Here is a 15,065-nt window from a genome sequence, read left to right on the forward strand (position 1 = left end):
ATACTTAATTTTTAACGCCCAAAAAAGCGACTAAAAAAACCTTTTTCTTCTTCCACTTTTGTTGATTTATCATTTTTCTTTTCGTGATTATAAATCAATTCCATAATATATTGCACATAGGTCTTGTTTTTCTCTTCTAGAAAACCATTTAAGTATTTTTCACTATACTGAATACCGCTAGCCGCTTCTATTTGTAACAATTTTTTATATAAAGGTTCAATATGATTTGTAATTACCTCTTGCGGCACAGCTCTTCTTCTTGCAAAATAATTTTCAATTACACCTTCTTCATTTTTAGAAATTTCAAAATCAGTAATTACCCAATAATATCTTCCCGATTTAGCTAAATTTTTTACTATAGCGTGAAAATTTTGCCCACTTTGTAATTTTTCCCACAACACTTTAAAAATAACTTTAGGCATGTCTGGATGTCTAATTATATTATGTGGTTGTCCCATTAACTCATAATCTTCATATCCACAAACATCTACAAAGACTTCGTTTGCATATTCAATAATTCCACGAGCATCTGTTTTACTCATGATTACTTTAGATTTATCCCACGTTACTTCTTTATCAACAAGTACAGGTTTGTTTGCTGTTTGATTGTGTAAATTCATACTATCCATTTTTAATATTTAACTAATTGTGTTATAACTGGTACAAAACTAGATAAACATTGTTTTTTAAAACCTGATAAAAATCAGTTCTCAATTTATAAATTGCGTTATATAACAGGAATGACAGGCTTTTAAACAAAAACACCATAAAACTAACAGATCTAATTTAAAATCATACATCTGTAACTAAAAACAAATTATGATTTAAAAAAAAACAAATTATCTTTGCCTAAAATAGAAAAATAATCATGATACAATTACAGTCTACAATAGAAGAAGCTTGGGAAAACAGAGCATTATTACAAGAAGAAAAAACACAAAAAGCTATTAGAGAAGTCATTGAATTAATCGATTCTGGAATTTTAAGAGTAGCTCAACCAATAGAAAATGAAACTTCTTGGCAAGTAAATGAATGGGTAAAAAAAGCAGTGGTAATGTATTTTCCAATTCAAAAAATGGAAACCTTAGAAGCCGGAATTTTTGAATATCATGATAAAATGCCTCTAAAAAGAGGATATGCAGAAAAAGGGATTCGCGTTGTTCCTAATGCAGTGGCTAGACATGGAGCTTATATTTCTAAAGGGGTAATTTTAATGCCGAGTTATGTTAATATAGGTGCTTATGTAGATGAAGGAACTATGGTAGATACATGGGCAACAGTAGGAAGTTGTGCACAAATTGGTAAAAATGTACATTTAAGTGGTGGTGTAGGCATTGGTGGCGTTTTAGAGCCTTTACAGGCTGCTCCAGTAATTATTGAAGATGGAGCTTTTATTGGCTCAAGATGTATTGTTGTTGAAGGAGTACGCGTTGGAAAAGAGGCTGTTTTAGGTGCCAATGTAGTCTTAACAGGTTCAACAAAAATTATTGATGTAACAGGTTCAGAACCAAAAGAGTCTAAAGGTGTTGTACCTCCAAGATCTGTAGTTATACCAGGAAGTTATACCAAAAAATTCCCAGCAGGTGATTATCAAGTCCCTTGTGCATTAATCATTGGCCAAAGAAAACCTTCAACTGACCTTAAAACATCTTTAAATGATGCTTTGAGAGAATATAATGTAGCGGTTTAATGAAAATTCTCGTTATACAAAAGAAAAAGATAGGTGATGTACTTACAAGTACCGTAATTTTAGAAGCGATTAAAACTCAATTTCCTGATTACAAAGTACATTACCTAATTTATGAGAATACTAAACCCGTTGTTTTACACAATCCATATATAGATGAATTAGTTATTCTTTCAGAAACCACTAGAAAAAGTTTTAAATTATTTTTTAAGTTTCTAAATTATATTAGAAAACAAAAATATGATGTGGTTATAGATGCCTATGCTAAACCAAACAGTGTTTTAATTGCTTGGTATTCTCGTGCAAAAAAGACCATTTCGTATGAAAAATCATATACAAAGCTTTTCTTAAGCCATACAACCAGTAGAAAAGAAATTGAAGGGAGAACTACCGCTTTATCTGATCGATTGAATTTAGTAGAACCTCTTGGAATTTATAACCAAGATGTGACACCTAAAATTTTTATGCAGGAAAGTGAAATCGTTCAGGCGAAACAAAAATTAATTGAAAATAATATTGATAGTCATAAACCTATTGTAATGATTAGTGTTATTGGTAGCGAACCAACTAAAACGTTACCTCTTAAATACATGGCGCAAACTATTGATATTATCGCTTCTTATAATTCAGATATACAAATTTTATTTAATTATATTCCTTCTCAAATAGATCAAGTAAAAGAAGTATATGCCTTGTGTGAACCAAAAACACAACAACAAATTTTCCTTGATTTTTTTGAAAATGATTTGCGTGGTTTTTTAGCAGTTACCAAATTATGTAAAGCTCTTATTGGAAATGAAGGTGGCGCTACAAATATGTCTAAAGCACTTGGAATACCTACATTTAGTATTTTCTCCCCCGATATTCTAAAGAAAAAATGGTTTATTTCTGAAGATGGTGTAAAAAATGTATCTATTGAACTTTATGATTATGTACCAAATGTAGATCAAAACACCACTGTTTATGATAGATACGAACAATTCAAACCTATACTTTACAAGGAAACAATCATTCAATTTTTAAAAAGCAATATTTAAACCATGAAGATAGGTTTTGAAGCAAAAAGGGTATTTCACAATAAAACTGGGTTAGGAAATTACAGTAGAGATTTAGTACGCATGATAGCCACAAAATTTCCAGAAACTTCACTTTTCCTGTATAATCCCAAAAAAGCTAAAGAGCCTATATTTACCTATAAAAATGAAAATATTTTCGAAAGAAATCCTAAAACTAAGTTTAAAAATTATTGGAGACAAAAAGGAGTTGTAAGAGATTTATTACATGATAAAATTGAAATTTTTCATGGGCTGTCTGGTGAAATTCCTTCAGGCTTAAAGAAAAATAAGATCAAAAGCATAGTGACCATTCATGATTTAATCTTCATGCGTTATCCTAATTTATACTCCTTTTTCGATAGAGAAATTCACTTTTATAAATTTAAAAAAGCAGCGCAAAATGCAGATATTGTTATTGCAATAAGTGAGCAAACTAAAGAAGACATCATTCAATATCTAAAAATTGATGCCCAAAAAATACAAGTTGTTTACCAAGGTTGCCAACCTATTTTTAAAACAAAAATATCTGAAAACGAACTTAAAACTGTTAAAAACAAATACCTTTTACCTAATCAATTTGTACTAAATGTTGGTACCATTGAACCGAGAAAAAACGCCTTAACCATTGTTAAAGCCATTCAAAATATAGAGACAACTCTCATTTTAATTGGTAAAGAAACAGAATATGCAAAAGAAATTCATCAGTATATTACTTCTCATAATTTACAACATAAAGTACGCTTTCTTAAAGGAATTAATTCATTTGAATTAGCTGCCATCTATCAATTGGCTACAATTTTTATTTATCCATCTCTATTTGAAGGTTTTGGGATACCAATAATTGAGGCTTTATATTCTAAAACTCCAGTAATAACCTCAAATTCAGGTGTTTTTCCAGAAGCTGCCGGACCAGATTCGGTATATATAAATCCTACCGATGCTTCCGAATTAGCAACCAAAATCCAATTTTTATTAGAAAATCCTGAAAAAAGAAGCGAAATGATAGAAAAAGGCTGGCATTTTGCACAACAATTTAACGATGACGTAATTGCAAATCAACTAATGAATATTTATACCTCATTATTATCCTAAATACTGATTTAAACCATTCTTAGTTTGAATAACATGGTGCTTTTGATTATATGCTCTGATTTTAAGATTTTTATTCCATTCCTCTTTGTTTAAATAGCCTCTCTCATGATCTAAATGCAAGCAAATGGCTGAATATCGTATTTGTTTGGCTAAAACTCCATAATTAAAAAGTCTTTCTCCTACTTCCCTATCCAAACCACCATATTTCATATCTTCATTAAAACCGTTTATCGCAATTAAATCAGATTTAAAACAAGACGTATTATGTCCATTAAATGTTTTTTTGGTTGTGGTTATCCAGTTCATAAACAGAGTAAAGGGTTTAAACCGGACTAACTTAGACAATTTAAAATTCTTTTTTACATTGTTTTTGGCTAACCAAAACGGATGGAAGCATTTTTTAGAAACAATATCTATTGTTGAAATACTATTTGAAGTAGACATTGGTAATTTAAAATAACCGCCAGATAAAAAGTAACCTTTCTCTTTATATTTCAAATGAGTTGCCACAAAATCTTCTCTAGGAATACAATCGCCATCCGTAAAAAGTAAATACTCAGAGTGTGATTTTACAATTGCTTTGTTTAAAATCTTACATTTTTGAAAGCCTTTATCTTCTTGCCAAACATGAATTATGGGATATAAAAATGAAGGTTCAAATTGAGATAATAATACTTTTGTTTTTGAAGTAGAGCCATCATCTGCAATTACAATTTCAAAATCCTTCTCTGTTTGGTTTGCATAACCAACAAGAACTTTTTTGAGCCATTCTTCCGAATTGTAAGTGGTAATAATTACAGATAATTTCATTCAGGTCTTTACAAAATGCACATTAAATTGTTTTTATAAAAGATTTAAAAGTACCAAATGTATATTTTTTTTCTTTCATCCAAGTAATTAATTGATCAAATCGTTGAATCATTTGGTCTCCACTGTTTTTAGAAACATATTTAGGAAAATTAAATTTCTCAGACTGATTTAAATTGGTAAACTCCCACGGATGAAAGTATATATTTAAATACTTGTCCTTCTTTAATGTCCATTGTACTAAAAAACGATATACTCGTAATGGCAAATTATGAAAACTTAACCAAAATAAAGGAAATCGAATTAACGGGCTGACAGAAGCAGGTATTTGTAATACATTCTCTTGATAAAAAAAACGTCTCGGTTTATTAAAATTATTATAGCGCCCAGGCAAATACGTTGGATTAATTGAGGAATTATACGTGTAACCAGCGTTGTAAATTTCTTTTTCATCGACAGGATACATTCTTGGCATTCTAAAACCAATTACTTCTGTTCCTGTTAATGCTTCCAATTTTTCTTTAGATTCTTTTAAATGAGCTATTTCAAATTGACTATGATGATAATTATGTGACGCTATTTCATGTCCTTCATTAATAATACGATCAATTACATCTTTAGCATGAATGGCAAAAACAGCAGTCGAAAAAAAGGTTGCTTTTACATGATGTTTAGCTAATAAATCTAAAATAGCCATTGTACCAGTAATAGATATTTGAATTTGTTCTTCGAAAGAGATCTCTTTCCCATATTCAAAAGGCATATCAAATTCTTCTATGTCAAAACTCAATAAAACCATTAGTTAAAGTTTGTTTTTTTAATTAAATAATTTGGTCTTCTTTTCGATTGTATAAATAGTTTACCTATATAAATGCCAATAATTCCCAAGATAGTTAGGTTCAACCCTCCAAAAAAAACAATCGTACTGATTACTGAAGCCCATCCAGAAATTACATGCCCAAAATAAACACTATAAATGACGTAACCAAGATAAAATATAAAAGCAAATAAAGATAAACCCACACCTAAAAAAATAGCCATATGTAAAGGTCTGGTACTGAAAGCTGTAATACCTTGCAAAGCAAAACGAATCATTTTACTTAATGTGTATTTACTTTTTCCAGAAAAACGAGGATTTGATTTGTAATGCAAAGCATATTGATCAAACCCAATCCAGTTGATAATGCCTCGTATGAAAAGCTCGTTTTCTGAAAAATCTGAAAAAACAGCCACCACTTTTTTATCCATTAATCTAAAATCAGCAGTTCCTGGTTCAAATTTTACATCAGAAAGTTTATTCATCAAGCTATAAAAAGCTTTAGATGTTTTTTTCTTAAAATAAGATAATGTAACATCATCTTCCCTAATCGTATATACCACATCATGACCTTCTTCCCATTTTTCTAAAAGTTGGGGTAATAATTCTGGAGGATGTTGCAAATCGCCATCCATAGTAATCACAGCATCTGAAATATCTTTTACTGTGTCTACACCAGCTTTTAATGCATTTTGATGTCCAAAATTACGAGACAAAGAAATATAAAATAATTTTTCATCTTCTTTTGCGAGTTGTTCCAAACAACTTAAACTATCATCAGAACTGCCATCATCTACAAAAACAATACGATAATAATAAGGCAATAGATTCATAACACCATGAATCGTTTTGGCTATCATTTCAATGTTAGATTCTTCGTTAAAAGAAGGAATAACTATAGATACTGTTTTCTTCATTTTTGCTTACTTTCTACTATTGTTATAGATTCTTCTTTTTTTAAAACCACCATCTCATATATTATTTTAAACCAAATTAGAACACACGGCAATGCCTTTAAAGCATACGGTTTAACTAATGATTTATATAGTATTTTAGGGAATAAATCTGTAGCAGATAAACTGGTTACAATTAACGCAAATATAAGTAAAAACCAATTGAATTTTGAAATCGGTTTATCTTGTATAACAAACCAAATAGCTATTCCTGTAAAGGCTATAATATAAGTAGGTGATTCTGATCCAGAACTAAAAATTACGGTAAAAAGCAATACTGAACATAACAATAAAAACCTAAATTTCAAATTTTTATACATTTGAATTCTAAGATAAGGCAATCCAAAAACAAGTAGTCCAAAAAGCAAGAATGGTAAATTAGATAACATTGGATTACCTACGACTCTTCTGATAATTCCCATAAATGAAATATCTTGCATTGAATCTAAAGAAGCATTTTCTCCATTTTTAACCACTAATCTTTCAAACCATTCAATATAACTATTGTTAATAAATTCTGGTGTAGCTAAAGCCATTGGTAAAACGTAAAACACTAAAGACCAAATCAATAAATACATGATGAATTTAAGCTTATGTTTTGAAAAAAAGAAAAATGCTAAACCTACAATGCCATACAATTTTATGAAAGTACCAAGCATTATAAAAAAGGCGGCTCTTCCTTCTTTTTCTTCTTGAATAGACACAAAAGACATAATAATAATCGCTGTCATTATTGGATTAATCTGAAAACTGAGTGTTGTGGTAACAAACTCGTTTAAGATGATCCATAAAATAATACTATGATTGACCGATTTTACAGGCAATTTACGAATAGACCAAATTAAAATTAAAGCATTAAACACACTCCATAAAACCATACCTATAGCATTGGGTAACAAGGCAAAAGGTGCTATTAACAAACTAAAAACCGGACCGTAATGATTATGATCAAAATACTCATTAGGATATTCGGCATATAATGAGGTTTGACGAATGGTATGATAAAAAACATTTTTATAAATCAAATAGTTGTTACACTTTTGAATTAAGAATTGCTTTGTAGCTGAAAATGCTGCAATTAAAAGTAATATCGCAGAAACATACTTAGGGTTCTGAAAAAAAGACTTTTGTAAAATATTTTTGAAGTGTAAAATTAGATTCATTTATTACAACTTAATACTTTTTTTTAATTTTTTCTTACGGTGAAATCTTTTCTGAAAATCAGTTGTTAATTGCCACATGGTTTCAAAAACAACTGTTTCATCCTCTCCTGATAATTTTGCATATTCATTGCTCATAATCATTACCATTTCCTTCTTTGGTGTTAATCTGGAGAGGTTTTTCATTCTGGTTTTAAAGTTCATTTGAGTGTGAAAATTCATTCTATTTAAATCTACCAAATAGAATTGATAACTTCCATCATGTTTATTTTTTATTAATGTATTGCCTGGAGAATGATCTTTAAATTCAATTCCATTTTGATGCAATTTATAGGTAAAATGTACAAATTGTCTTAATATGTTTTCTCCATCTGGATAATCTGTTTCTACCAATTCTTTATACGTTAAATCACATAAAATATGCTCACAAACATAATAACTATCCTGCAAACCAATAAAATTAGTATTGGTCTTAAAAGCTATGGGTTGTGGTGTACCTATTCCCTTTTCTAAAAGAATACTCGCATACTCAAAAGAACGTTGGGCTTTTGATTTACGGAAATAATTATAAATAATCTGATTGATAACAATAGGTTTCTTAAATGACTTAATATTTAAAGTTAGCACTTCATCAACTTGAAACAATTTTATCGTGTTTCTTTTTCCGGCTGCTAATAATTTTCCAGAAGTATGAAAATTATCTATACTAGATAGAATAAGTTCTTTTATGTTTTTATATGTAGGAAAAATACGAAACATCTTTTTTTTTCAAAAATAAGGATATCCAATTAATTATTTAGAAACATATCTTATTTTTACTAAAATTTATTTCATGAACGTTTTTTTAGAATCTCATAATATCAATAATAAAGCAGGTGGTCTTGGAACCTTTAATTATCAATTAATTAATGCTCTTTCAAAATTAGACATTTCAAATTTAGAAATCACTCTAAATGCTAAACATCCTGAAAAGTTAAAAAAAGAATTTGGAAAAACCTTTCATTATGCCAAATATAAGAGTTTAGAACGCTATCCTTTGTTCCGAAAAAAAACAAAATATGATGTTTGGCATAGCTTAAATCAAAATACTAAAGTAGAACCATTTTTTAAACCAAAAAAATACATTCTAACCATTCATGATGTTAATTTTGTAGAGGAAATAGCTTCAGATATGAATCATGAAGTAAATAAACGATTTCTTGAAAAAATAAACCGAGCAGATGTTATTACTTACATTTCTGAATTTGCAAAGCAACAAACGCATCAGTATTTTTCTATAAAAGACAAACCAGAACATATTATTTATAATGGAAATCCATCAGAAATACTAATTGAAAATAGTTCATTTACTCCTACTAATCATCCTGTAAACAAACCATTTTTCTTTTCTATTGGTGATTTTATCCTTAGAAAAAACTTTTTATCATTAGTTCAAATGATGAAACATGTAGACGAATATTATTTAATTTTAGCAGGAAATAATGACAAAGAATATGGTTATGAAATTCAAAACTATATTAAAAAAGCAAATTTAGAAGACAAAGTATTCTTAGTAGGAAAAATTAGCGATGCTGCTAAACAGTATTATTTACAGCACTGTACTGCTTTTTTATTCCCATCTATTCGAGAAGGTTTTGGTCTTCCTCCTATTGAAGCAATGAAATTTGGCAAACCTGTCTTTTTATCAACGTATACTTCTCTTCCTGAAATAGGTGGAGATGCCGCTTTTTATTGGGAAGACTTTAATTCAGAGTATATGAAAGACTTTTTGTTTTCTAAATTAGATTCGTTTGAAAAAAACAAAGAATTTTTCATCCAAAAAATAAAAACTAGAGCAGATTTCTTTACTTGGGAAAAAGCGGCAAAAGCCTATTTAAATTTATATAAGGAATAAAATTATTTAAATAGAAACTTAAACCATTGTCCAATATTTTTCTTCATAAGAAACCAATTACTTATTTTCATTGATGAGTCGTTCTTGAAATTATTTAAAACTTCATCTAATGAATTACCATTCATAAATTTTAACGTTTTCCAATCCATTGGATCTAAATAAAAGAATCCTTCAAAATCATTATAATTGGTTTCATTAACGGCATCCCATTTTTGCATGAAACTCTCTTTGTCAATTTCTTCATTATGCCCCCAATTATCTAATTTCTTAATTAAATCCTCTCTTTCTCTCGACAAACAATCGTGTAAAGCTATAGAATTCACATAAATTGAACGGCATTTTCCATGGCGTCCTATTTTATAATCTGGAATATTGGTAGCCACCATAAACTTATCAAACAAGTCTACATACAAAACACCACCGTTAACATTTTTGTAAAGATTGATTTTAAAACAACAAATTTGAACGTGTTCTTTACTTGTAAGATAATGATTATACGATTTTAAATAATCTGTAAACTTTTTAAAGTCAAAGAAATATTCATCTGCATCTAATTGAATTAACCAATTTCCACGTCCCATTTGTTCTGCTAATAGCTTTCTCTCTCTAATTTCACAATCCATAGTAGAAAGTCCTTCTACAAAAAAATCATCTTCGTAAATGCGTATTTTATTTTTAGTGTCAAATTTTTTTACCCAATCAAAAAATGAATTATCAATATAAATATCAGAACCATTCCATGTCTTTCTATTTTTATCTACTGCCAAAAAAATAGTATCTGCCGATTCATAGACCGGCGGAATAGCAAATTTTAACAATTCGTAATCGTATGAAACTAGAAATCCAACTTGAATTTTATACATTAAAATAGCAATTTTTGTTCATTTATCATAACATTTCAAGTAACATAAAATGTTAATTTAAATCTTAATTTTTTCTTAATTTTTTACAAATATAGAATTTTAATCCTCTTAATTAAAGCTTATATTTGCATAAACTAAAAGTTAAAAAAATTAAAATGAAAAGATTATCGGTCATTATGCCAGTTTACAATGGAGAGTTATACATTGAAGAAGCAATTGAAAGTATTTTAAATCAAACATTTACCAACTTCAATTTAATCATTTTAAACGATAATTCTACTGATTCTACTGTTAAAATAATTGAAAAATTTCAAGAAAAAGATGATCGAATAATTTTAATTTCTAAAACTAAGAATTTAGGTCCTGCAAATTTAAGGAATGAAGGAATTGATATAGCTGACACTGAATATGTGGCTTTATTAGATGCCGATGATATTGCGCTATCTACTCGTTTTGAAAAACAAATTAAAGTTTTAGATAGTAATCCAAATTTAGGTCTTTGTGGTACATGGTTTACTATTTTTGGAGACAAAAAAGAAAAAGTATTACGACATGAAGTAGAACACGATGCTTTGAAAGTTCAATTTTTATACAGTTGTGGTTTAGGGAATTCTACGGTTATGTTTCGCAAGAGTGCATTAGGTGATTTACGATTTGAACATCAATATGTACCTGCAGAAGATTATGGCTTATGGAGCGAATTTATTGCTAAATCCTATTTTTATAACATTCCAGAATCGTTAGTAAGATATCGTTGGCATCCAGGAAATATCAGTCAGACCAAAGAAGAAAATTTAAGAATTGCTGAAGTTGCCATTAAAAAAAGACAATTAGAACGATTAGAAATTTCTTCAAATGACCCTAAAAGTATTTATTATGTAAATGCCGTGTGTCTAAAAAGAAAGCAAACTCCAGAAGACATAATAGGAACCATTACAGCAGCTAAAGTAGTCTTAGAAAAAAATAAGAAATTAGGCATTTACCATCAAGCTATTCTTACGAAACATATTGATGAAGTAATCATTCGAACCATTCGAAATGCTAGTAGCTACCATTCTAAATTTTATACCTTTATAAAAAAGGAATCGGGTTATTTCAAAAAGATGCCTTTACTAGACAAAATAATGTTCTTTTTTAAATGTAAAATATAATTTATTTCTTTTTTAAAAATCGATATTGCAATATTCTTTTATAATATTTTAATTTAACTGAAAAGGTTGCTTTAGGAAAATACGAAGTAAGTAATCCTTCTTGTTCTTCTGTAGCTTCATTACTCGTATATTTAATTTTTAAGGCTTCAAAAGCAGCATTTCTCAATAAAGTTTGCAGTGTTTTTTCTATATTTTTAGTATGTGATTCTGGTAAAACATCATAAATTTCTTTTAAATTCAAATAAGAAGAATAGCGTTGAAAGTATAACGATTTCAAGGAATAAACACCGCCTTCATGTATACGATATACAGCTGTTTTATAATTTAAAAACGCACCTAAACCTTCTTTCAAAAGCAAACAATATAATGAATTATCTTTCATTCTTTTTAACGAACTTAACAAAGGTAAATCTAAAGCACTTTTCAAGAAAACAGTGGTTAAGGAATAAGTACAATAGGGGTTAAAAATCGTATTAAAATCGATAGTTACCACATCTTCATTAAATCCAAATTCATTTTTCTGAAAAGTACTTCCATTAAAATTAAGGTAATCGGTCCAGCAAATTACATACTTTTGATTTGATTCTAAAAAGTCTACTTGTTTTTGTAGTTTTTCAACATCGGTCCAATAATCATCCCCTTCACAAAGCGCAATGTATTTTCCTTTACAAGCTGGAAAAGTAAAATTAGTCCAAATACTTATCCTTTTGGAATATTTATTTTCATCTTGTAAAATTAATTTAATAATACTTGGATATTTTTGTTGGTACGATTTAATTATAGAGACGGTCTGATCTGTAGAAGCGTCATCATGAATAATCACTTCAAAAGAAAAGGTTGTTTTTTGATTTAAAAAACTAATAATGGCTTGTTCGATAAATTTTTCTTGATTAAAAGTATGGCAAACAATACTAACAAACGGTAAATTATTTTCGGTTATAGTCCAATTTTTAATAATATCATTTTCCGACCTTAAATTCATCATATTTTATTTATTTTTGCTTTTGGCAAATATAGCTCAATATAGTTATTAATAAAAAATGATAAACGTAACAAAAACTTTTTTACCTTCTCAAGAAGAATATCAATCCATTTTAAAACGCGCATGGGACAAAGTTTGGTTAACTAATAGAGGTATTTTAACTTTAGAATTAGAAGAGAAATTAAAAAAGTATCTTACCATTAATAATATAATTATTACTAATAATGGTACTATTCCTTTACAAATTGCTTTAAAAATACTAGGCAATAATGGAGAAATAATAACCACTCCTTTTTCCTATGTTGCTACAACATCAGCCATTGTTTGGGAAAATTGCATTCCTGTTTTTGTAGATATTCATCCAGAATATCTAACTATTGATGAAGAAAAAATAGAAGCCGCAATTACACCAAATACCAAAGCAATATTAGCTACTCATGTTTTTGGGAATCCTTGTCATGTGGAAGTAATTGAAAGTATTGCAAAAAAACATAGTTTATATGTTATTTATGATGCTGCACATGCTTTTGGAGTAACTTATGCTGGAAATTCGCTTTTTAATTTTGGTGATGTAAGTACGTGTAGTTTTCATGCTACAAAAATCTTCCATACTGGAGAAGGTGGTGCTTTGTTTTGTAATGATGATGAGCTATATCATAAATTATTTTATAGCCACAATTTTGGACATAATGGCCCAACTGATTTTCACGGATTAGGAATCAATGCCAAAATCTCAGAATTACAATCAGCTATGGGGCTTGCAGTTTTTAATCATATAGAAACCATTTTTGAAGAAAGAAAAAAAGTGGTTCAATTTTACAACGAAAATTTAAAATTCAATACATTTTCTACTTTTAAAATTAGAGAAAAAACATCTTGGAATTATAGTTATTATCCTATCGTTTTTAAGTCAGAAGAACTATTATTACAAGCCGTTTCAATATTGAACAAAGAAAATATTTTTCCTAGAAGATATTTCTATCCTTCTTTGAACACTTTAAATTATGTTTCACCAAGTGTCATGCCAATTTCTGAATCTATATCACCAAGAATATTATGCTTACCTTTATATGTAGGTTTAGAAGAAACAGATTTAAATAAAATTGCAACGATATTAAATACTTTAGAATGTTAGAAATTGGTGGTAAAAAAGTGAACTTAGATGAAATTATTTTACATCTAAAGGATAACGCTATAGATTATCAAATTGTAGAAAACGCAACATGGCAAGATACTTACAAATTTGCAAGTATAAAAAACGTAGTACCTAATGGAATTTACTACTTTGAAAATACTGAATTTATAAGTCGTTTTAACATTGAAAATAGTATCCTAATTGTTTCTGAAGCAGTACAAGTAAGTTCTGGTAACAATTTAATTATAGTAGAAAATCCGCAATTAGCTCATTATTTACTTTGTGCTTCCATTAATAAAGTAAAAATAGATGGTATTAGTGCTTCATCTAAAATCAATTCAGAAGCTACTATTGGAGAAAATGTGAGTATTGGAGAAAATTGTGTCATTGGAAAATGTATTTTAGAAGATGGGGTTGTTTTAAAACACAATGTAGTTATTGAAGACAATGTAATCATTAAAAAAAACACCTTTATTGATAGTAATAGTGTTATTGGTGCTGGTGGATTAGCCTGGATTTGGAATTCAAATGGAGAAAGAATTATCCAGCCTCAATTAGGCGGTGTAATTATTGAAGAAGATTGTATCTTAGCTACAGACATTACTATAGTAAAAGGGTCATTATCTGAATGTACAACTATAGGAAAAGGAACGGTAATGGCTCATGGTACCAAAATAGGACATGGGGTACAATTAGGAGAGCAAGTACATATTGCCAATAATGTTAGTATTGCTGGAAATGCCCGTGTAGGAAACCGATGCTTTTTAGGAAGTGCCTGTGTCATTTCTTCAAACATATCAGTCATAGAAAATTGTATTGTAGGCGCTGGTGCGGTAGTCGTTGCACATGTGGATGAAAGTTTTGTAACCTTAGCAGGTGTTCCTGCAAAAATTATAAAGAGAAATAATTATAACGGTAAACCCAATGGTGCACCAAAACCTTTTAAAAAATAAATTATGAATACAAGTGTTATATCAAAAACAGCTCAAATAGGAAACAATGTTCAAATAGGACATTTTTGCATCATAGAAGACGATGTTAGAATTGGGGATAATGTGGTTATTGGGAATTATTGTATTTTAAAAAAAGGGGCTGTCATAGGAGACAATTGTAGATTTACGGCTTACTGTGAAATCAGAGAAAATGTAAAAGTAGGTAAAGGAAGTTCTTTTGGTAGTAGATGTACTATTTCAGCCAATGCTATTATTGGTGAAAATGTGATTATAAAATACAGTTTCGTATTAACAGATACACCTGTTTTAGAAAACAATAACGAAAAAGTAGTGGGTATAATTGGAGACAATACTTTAATAGGTGCTAATGTAACTTTAATGCCTGGATTCAATATTGGAAAAAACGCCACTATTGGTGCTTGTTCACAAGTAAGAAGTGATGTGCAAGACAATGAAATTTGGTACGGAAATCCTGCTAAATTATTCAAAACTAAGAATTCGTAATTTAGATAGTTA

The 15,065-nt window shown here is 29.0% G+C and carries 16 protein-coding genes; 8 read left to right on the forward strand and 8 right to left on the reverse strand.

Annotation, left to right across the window (positions count from 1 at the left end; translation table 11 throughout):
- Positions 1–11: 11 nt before the first annotated feature.
- Complete coding sequence (locus CX675_RS15355; RefSeq protein WP_130736137.1) at positions 12–620, reverse strand: PAS domain-containing protein; 609 nt, start codon at positions 618–620, stop codon at positions 12–14.
- Between the two features lie 248 nt (positions 621–868).
- On the opposite strand from CX675_RS15355, the gene CX675_RS15360 reads away from it, so the two are divergent.
- From CX675_RS15360 to CX675_RS15370, 3 genes are read left to right on the forward strand one after another with little or no spacing between them, the layout of a single operon-like run.
- Positions 869–1,690 carry a 2,3,4,5-tetrahydropyridine-2,6-dicarboxylate N-succinyltransferase gene (locus tag CX675_RS15360; protein ID WP_130736138.1) on the forward strand — a complete coding sequence of 274 codons (822 nt, stop codon included), beginning with the start codon at positions 869–871 and terminating at the stop codon, positions 1,688–1,690.
- Entirely contained in the window at positions 1,690–2,724 is a 1,035-nt protein-coding gene (locus CX675_RS15365; RefSeq protein ID WP_130736139.1) for a glycosyltransferase family 9 protein, read from the forward strand. The genes CX675_RS15360 and CX675_RS15365 overlap by 1 nt, the downstream gene beginning before the upstream one ends.
- A 3-nt stretch (positions 2,725–2,727) precedes the next feature.
- Complete coding sequence (locus CX675_RS15370; RefSeq protein WP_130736140.1) at positions 2,728–3,834, forward strand: glycosyltransferase family 1 protein; 1,107 nt, start codon at positions 2,728–2,730, stop codon at positions 3,832–3,834.
- Here CX675_RS15370 and CX675_RS15375 read toward each other — a convergent pair.
- Genes CX675_RS15375 through CX675_RS15395 form a run of 5 tightly spaced genes read right to left on the reverse strand, consistent with a single transcriptional unit; the run spans position 3,826 to position 8,330 of the window.
- Positions 3,826–4,644 (reverse strand): glycosyltransferase family 2 protein, encoded by an 819-nt coding sequence (locus CX675_RS15375; RefSeq protein WP_130736141.1) that lies wholly within the window; start codon positions 4,642–4,644, stop codon positions 3,826–3,828. The genes CX675_RS15370 and CX675_RS15375 overlap by 9 nt on opposite strands.
- 22 nt (positions 4,645–4,666) lie before the next feature.
- Positions 4,667–5,440: a polysaccharide deacetylase family protein gene (locus CX675_RS15380; RefSeq protein ID WP_130736142.1), complete on the reverse strand. Its 774-nt coding sequence runs from the start codon at positions 5,438–5,440 to the stop codon at positions 4,667–4,669.
- A complete protein-coding gene (locus CX675_RS15385; RefSeq protein WP_130736143.1) occupies positions 5,440–6,375 on the reverse strand; it encodes a glycosyltransferase family 2 protein in 936 nt (311 codons plus the stop codon). Before CX675_RS15385 ends, CX675_RS15380 begins: the two co-directional genes overlap by 1 nt.
- Complete coding sequence (locus tag CX675_RS15390; RefSeq protein ID WP_130736144.1) at positions 6,372–7,574, reverse strand: glycosyltransferase family 87 protein; 1,203 nt, start codon at positions 7,572–7,574, stop codon at positions 6,372–6,374. The genes CX675_RS15385 and CX675_RS15390 overlap by 4 nt, the downstream gene beginning before the upstream one ends.
- Before the next feature lie 3 nt (positions 7,575–7,577).
- Positions 7,578–8,330 (reverse strand): lipopolysaccharide kinase InaA family protein, encoded by a 753-nt coding sequence (locus CX675_RS15395; protein WP_130736145.1) that lies wholly within the window; start codon positions 8,328–8,330, stop codon positions 7,578–7,580.
- 73 nt (positions 8,331–8,403) lie between these two features.
- Here CX675_RS15395 and CX675_RS15400 point away from each other — a divergent pair, with 73 nt between their 5' ends.
- Complete coding sequence (locus tag CX675_RS15400) at positions 8,404–9,465, forward strand: glycosyltransferase family 1 protein (RefSeq protein WP_130736146.1); 1,062 nt, start codon at positions 8,404–8,406, stop codon at positions 9,463–9,465.
- 2 nt (positions 9,466–9,467) lie between these two features.
- Here the strand turns inward: CX675_RS15400 and CX675_RS15405 are convergent, their stop codons facing one another.
- Positions 9,468–10,328, reverse strand: a complete 861-nt coding sequence (locus CX675_RS15405) for a hypothetical protein (protein WP_130736147.1) — start codon at positions 10,326–10,328, stop codon at positions 9,468–9,470.
- Positions 10,329–10,483: 155 nt separating this feature from the next.
- Between CX675_RS15405 and CX675_RS15410 the strand changes: the two genes are divergently transcribed.
- A complete protein-coding gene (locus CX675_RS15410; protein WP_130736148.1) occupies positions 10,484–11,479 on the forward strand; it encodes a glycosyltransferase in 996 nt (331 codons plus the stop codon).
- Between the two features lies 1 nt (position 11,480).
- Here the strand turns inward: CX675_RS15410 and CX675_RS15415 are convergent, their stop codons facing one another.
- The gene (locus CX675_RS15415) at positions 11,481–12,464 is read right to left on the reverse strand and encodes a glycosyltransferase (RefSeq protein WP_205728642.1); all 984 of its coding nucleotides are present in this window, start codon (positions 12,462–12,464) and stop codon (positions 11,481–11,483) included.
- Between the two features lie 55 nt (positions 12,465–12,519).
- On the opposite strand from CX675_RS15415, the gene CX675_RS15420 reads away from it, so the two are divergent.
- From CX675_RS15420 to CX675_RS15430, 3 genes are read left to right on the forward strand one after another with little or no spacing between them, the layout of a single operon-like run.
- On the forward strand, positions 12,520–13,596 hold the full coding sequence (locus CX675_RS15420) for a DegT/DnrJ/EryC1/StrS aminotransferase family protein (RefSeq protein WP_130736149.1): 1,077 nt from the start codon (positions 12,520–12,522) through the stop codon (positions 13,594–13,596).
- The gene (locus CX675_RS15425) at positions 13,590–14,549 is read left to right on the forward strand and encodes a DapH/DapD/GlmU-related protein (RefSeq protein ID WP_130736150.1); all 960 of its coding nucleotides are present in this window, start codon (positions 13,590–13,592) and stop codon (positions 14,547–14,549) included. Before CX675_RS15420 ends, CX675_RS15425 begins: the two co-directional genes overlap by 7 nt.
- 3 nt (positions 14,550–14,552) lie before the next feature.
- Positions 14,553–15,053, forward strand: coding sequence for a DapH/DapD/GlmU-related protein (locus CX675_RS15430; protein ID WP_130736151.1), 501 nt, complete (start codon positions 14,553–14,555; stop codon positions 15,051–15,053).
- Positions 15,054–15,065: the final 12 nt, after the last annotated feature.

The organism is Flavobacterium sp. J27 (assembly GCF_004303025.1).
Taxonomy (GTDB): Bacteria; Bacteroidota; Bacteroidia; order Flavobacteriales; family Flavobacteriaceae; genus Flavobacterium.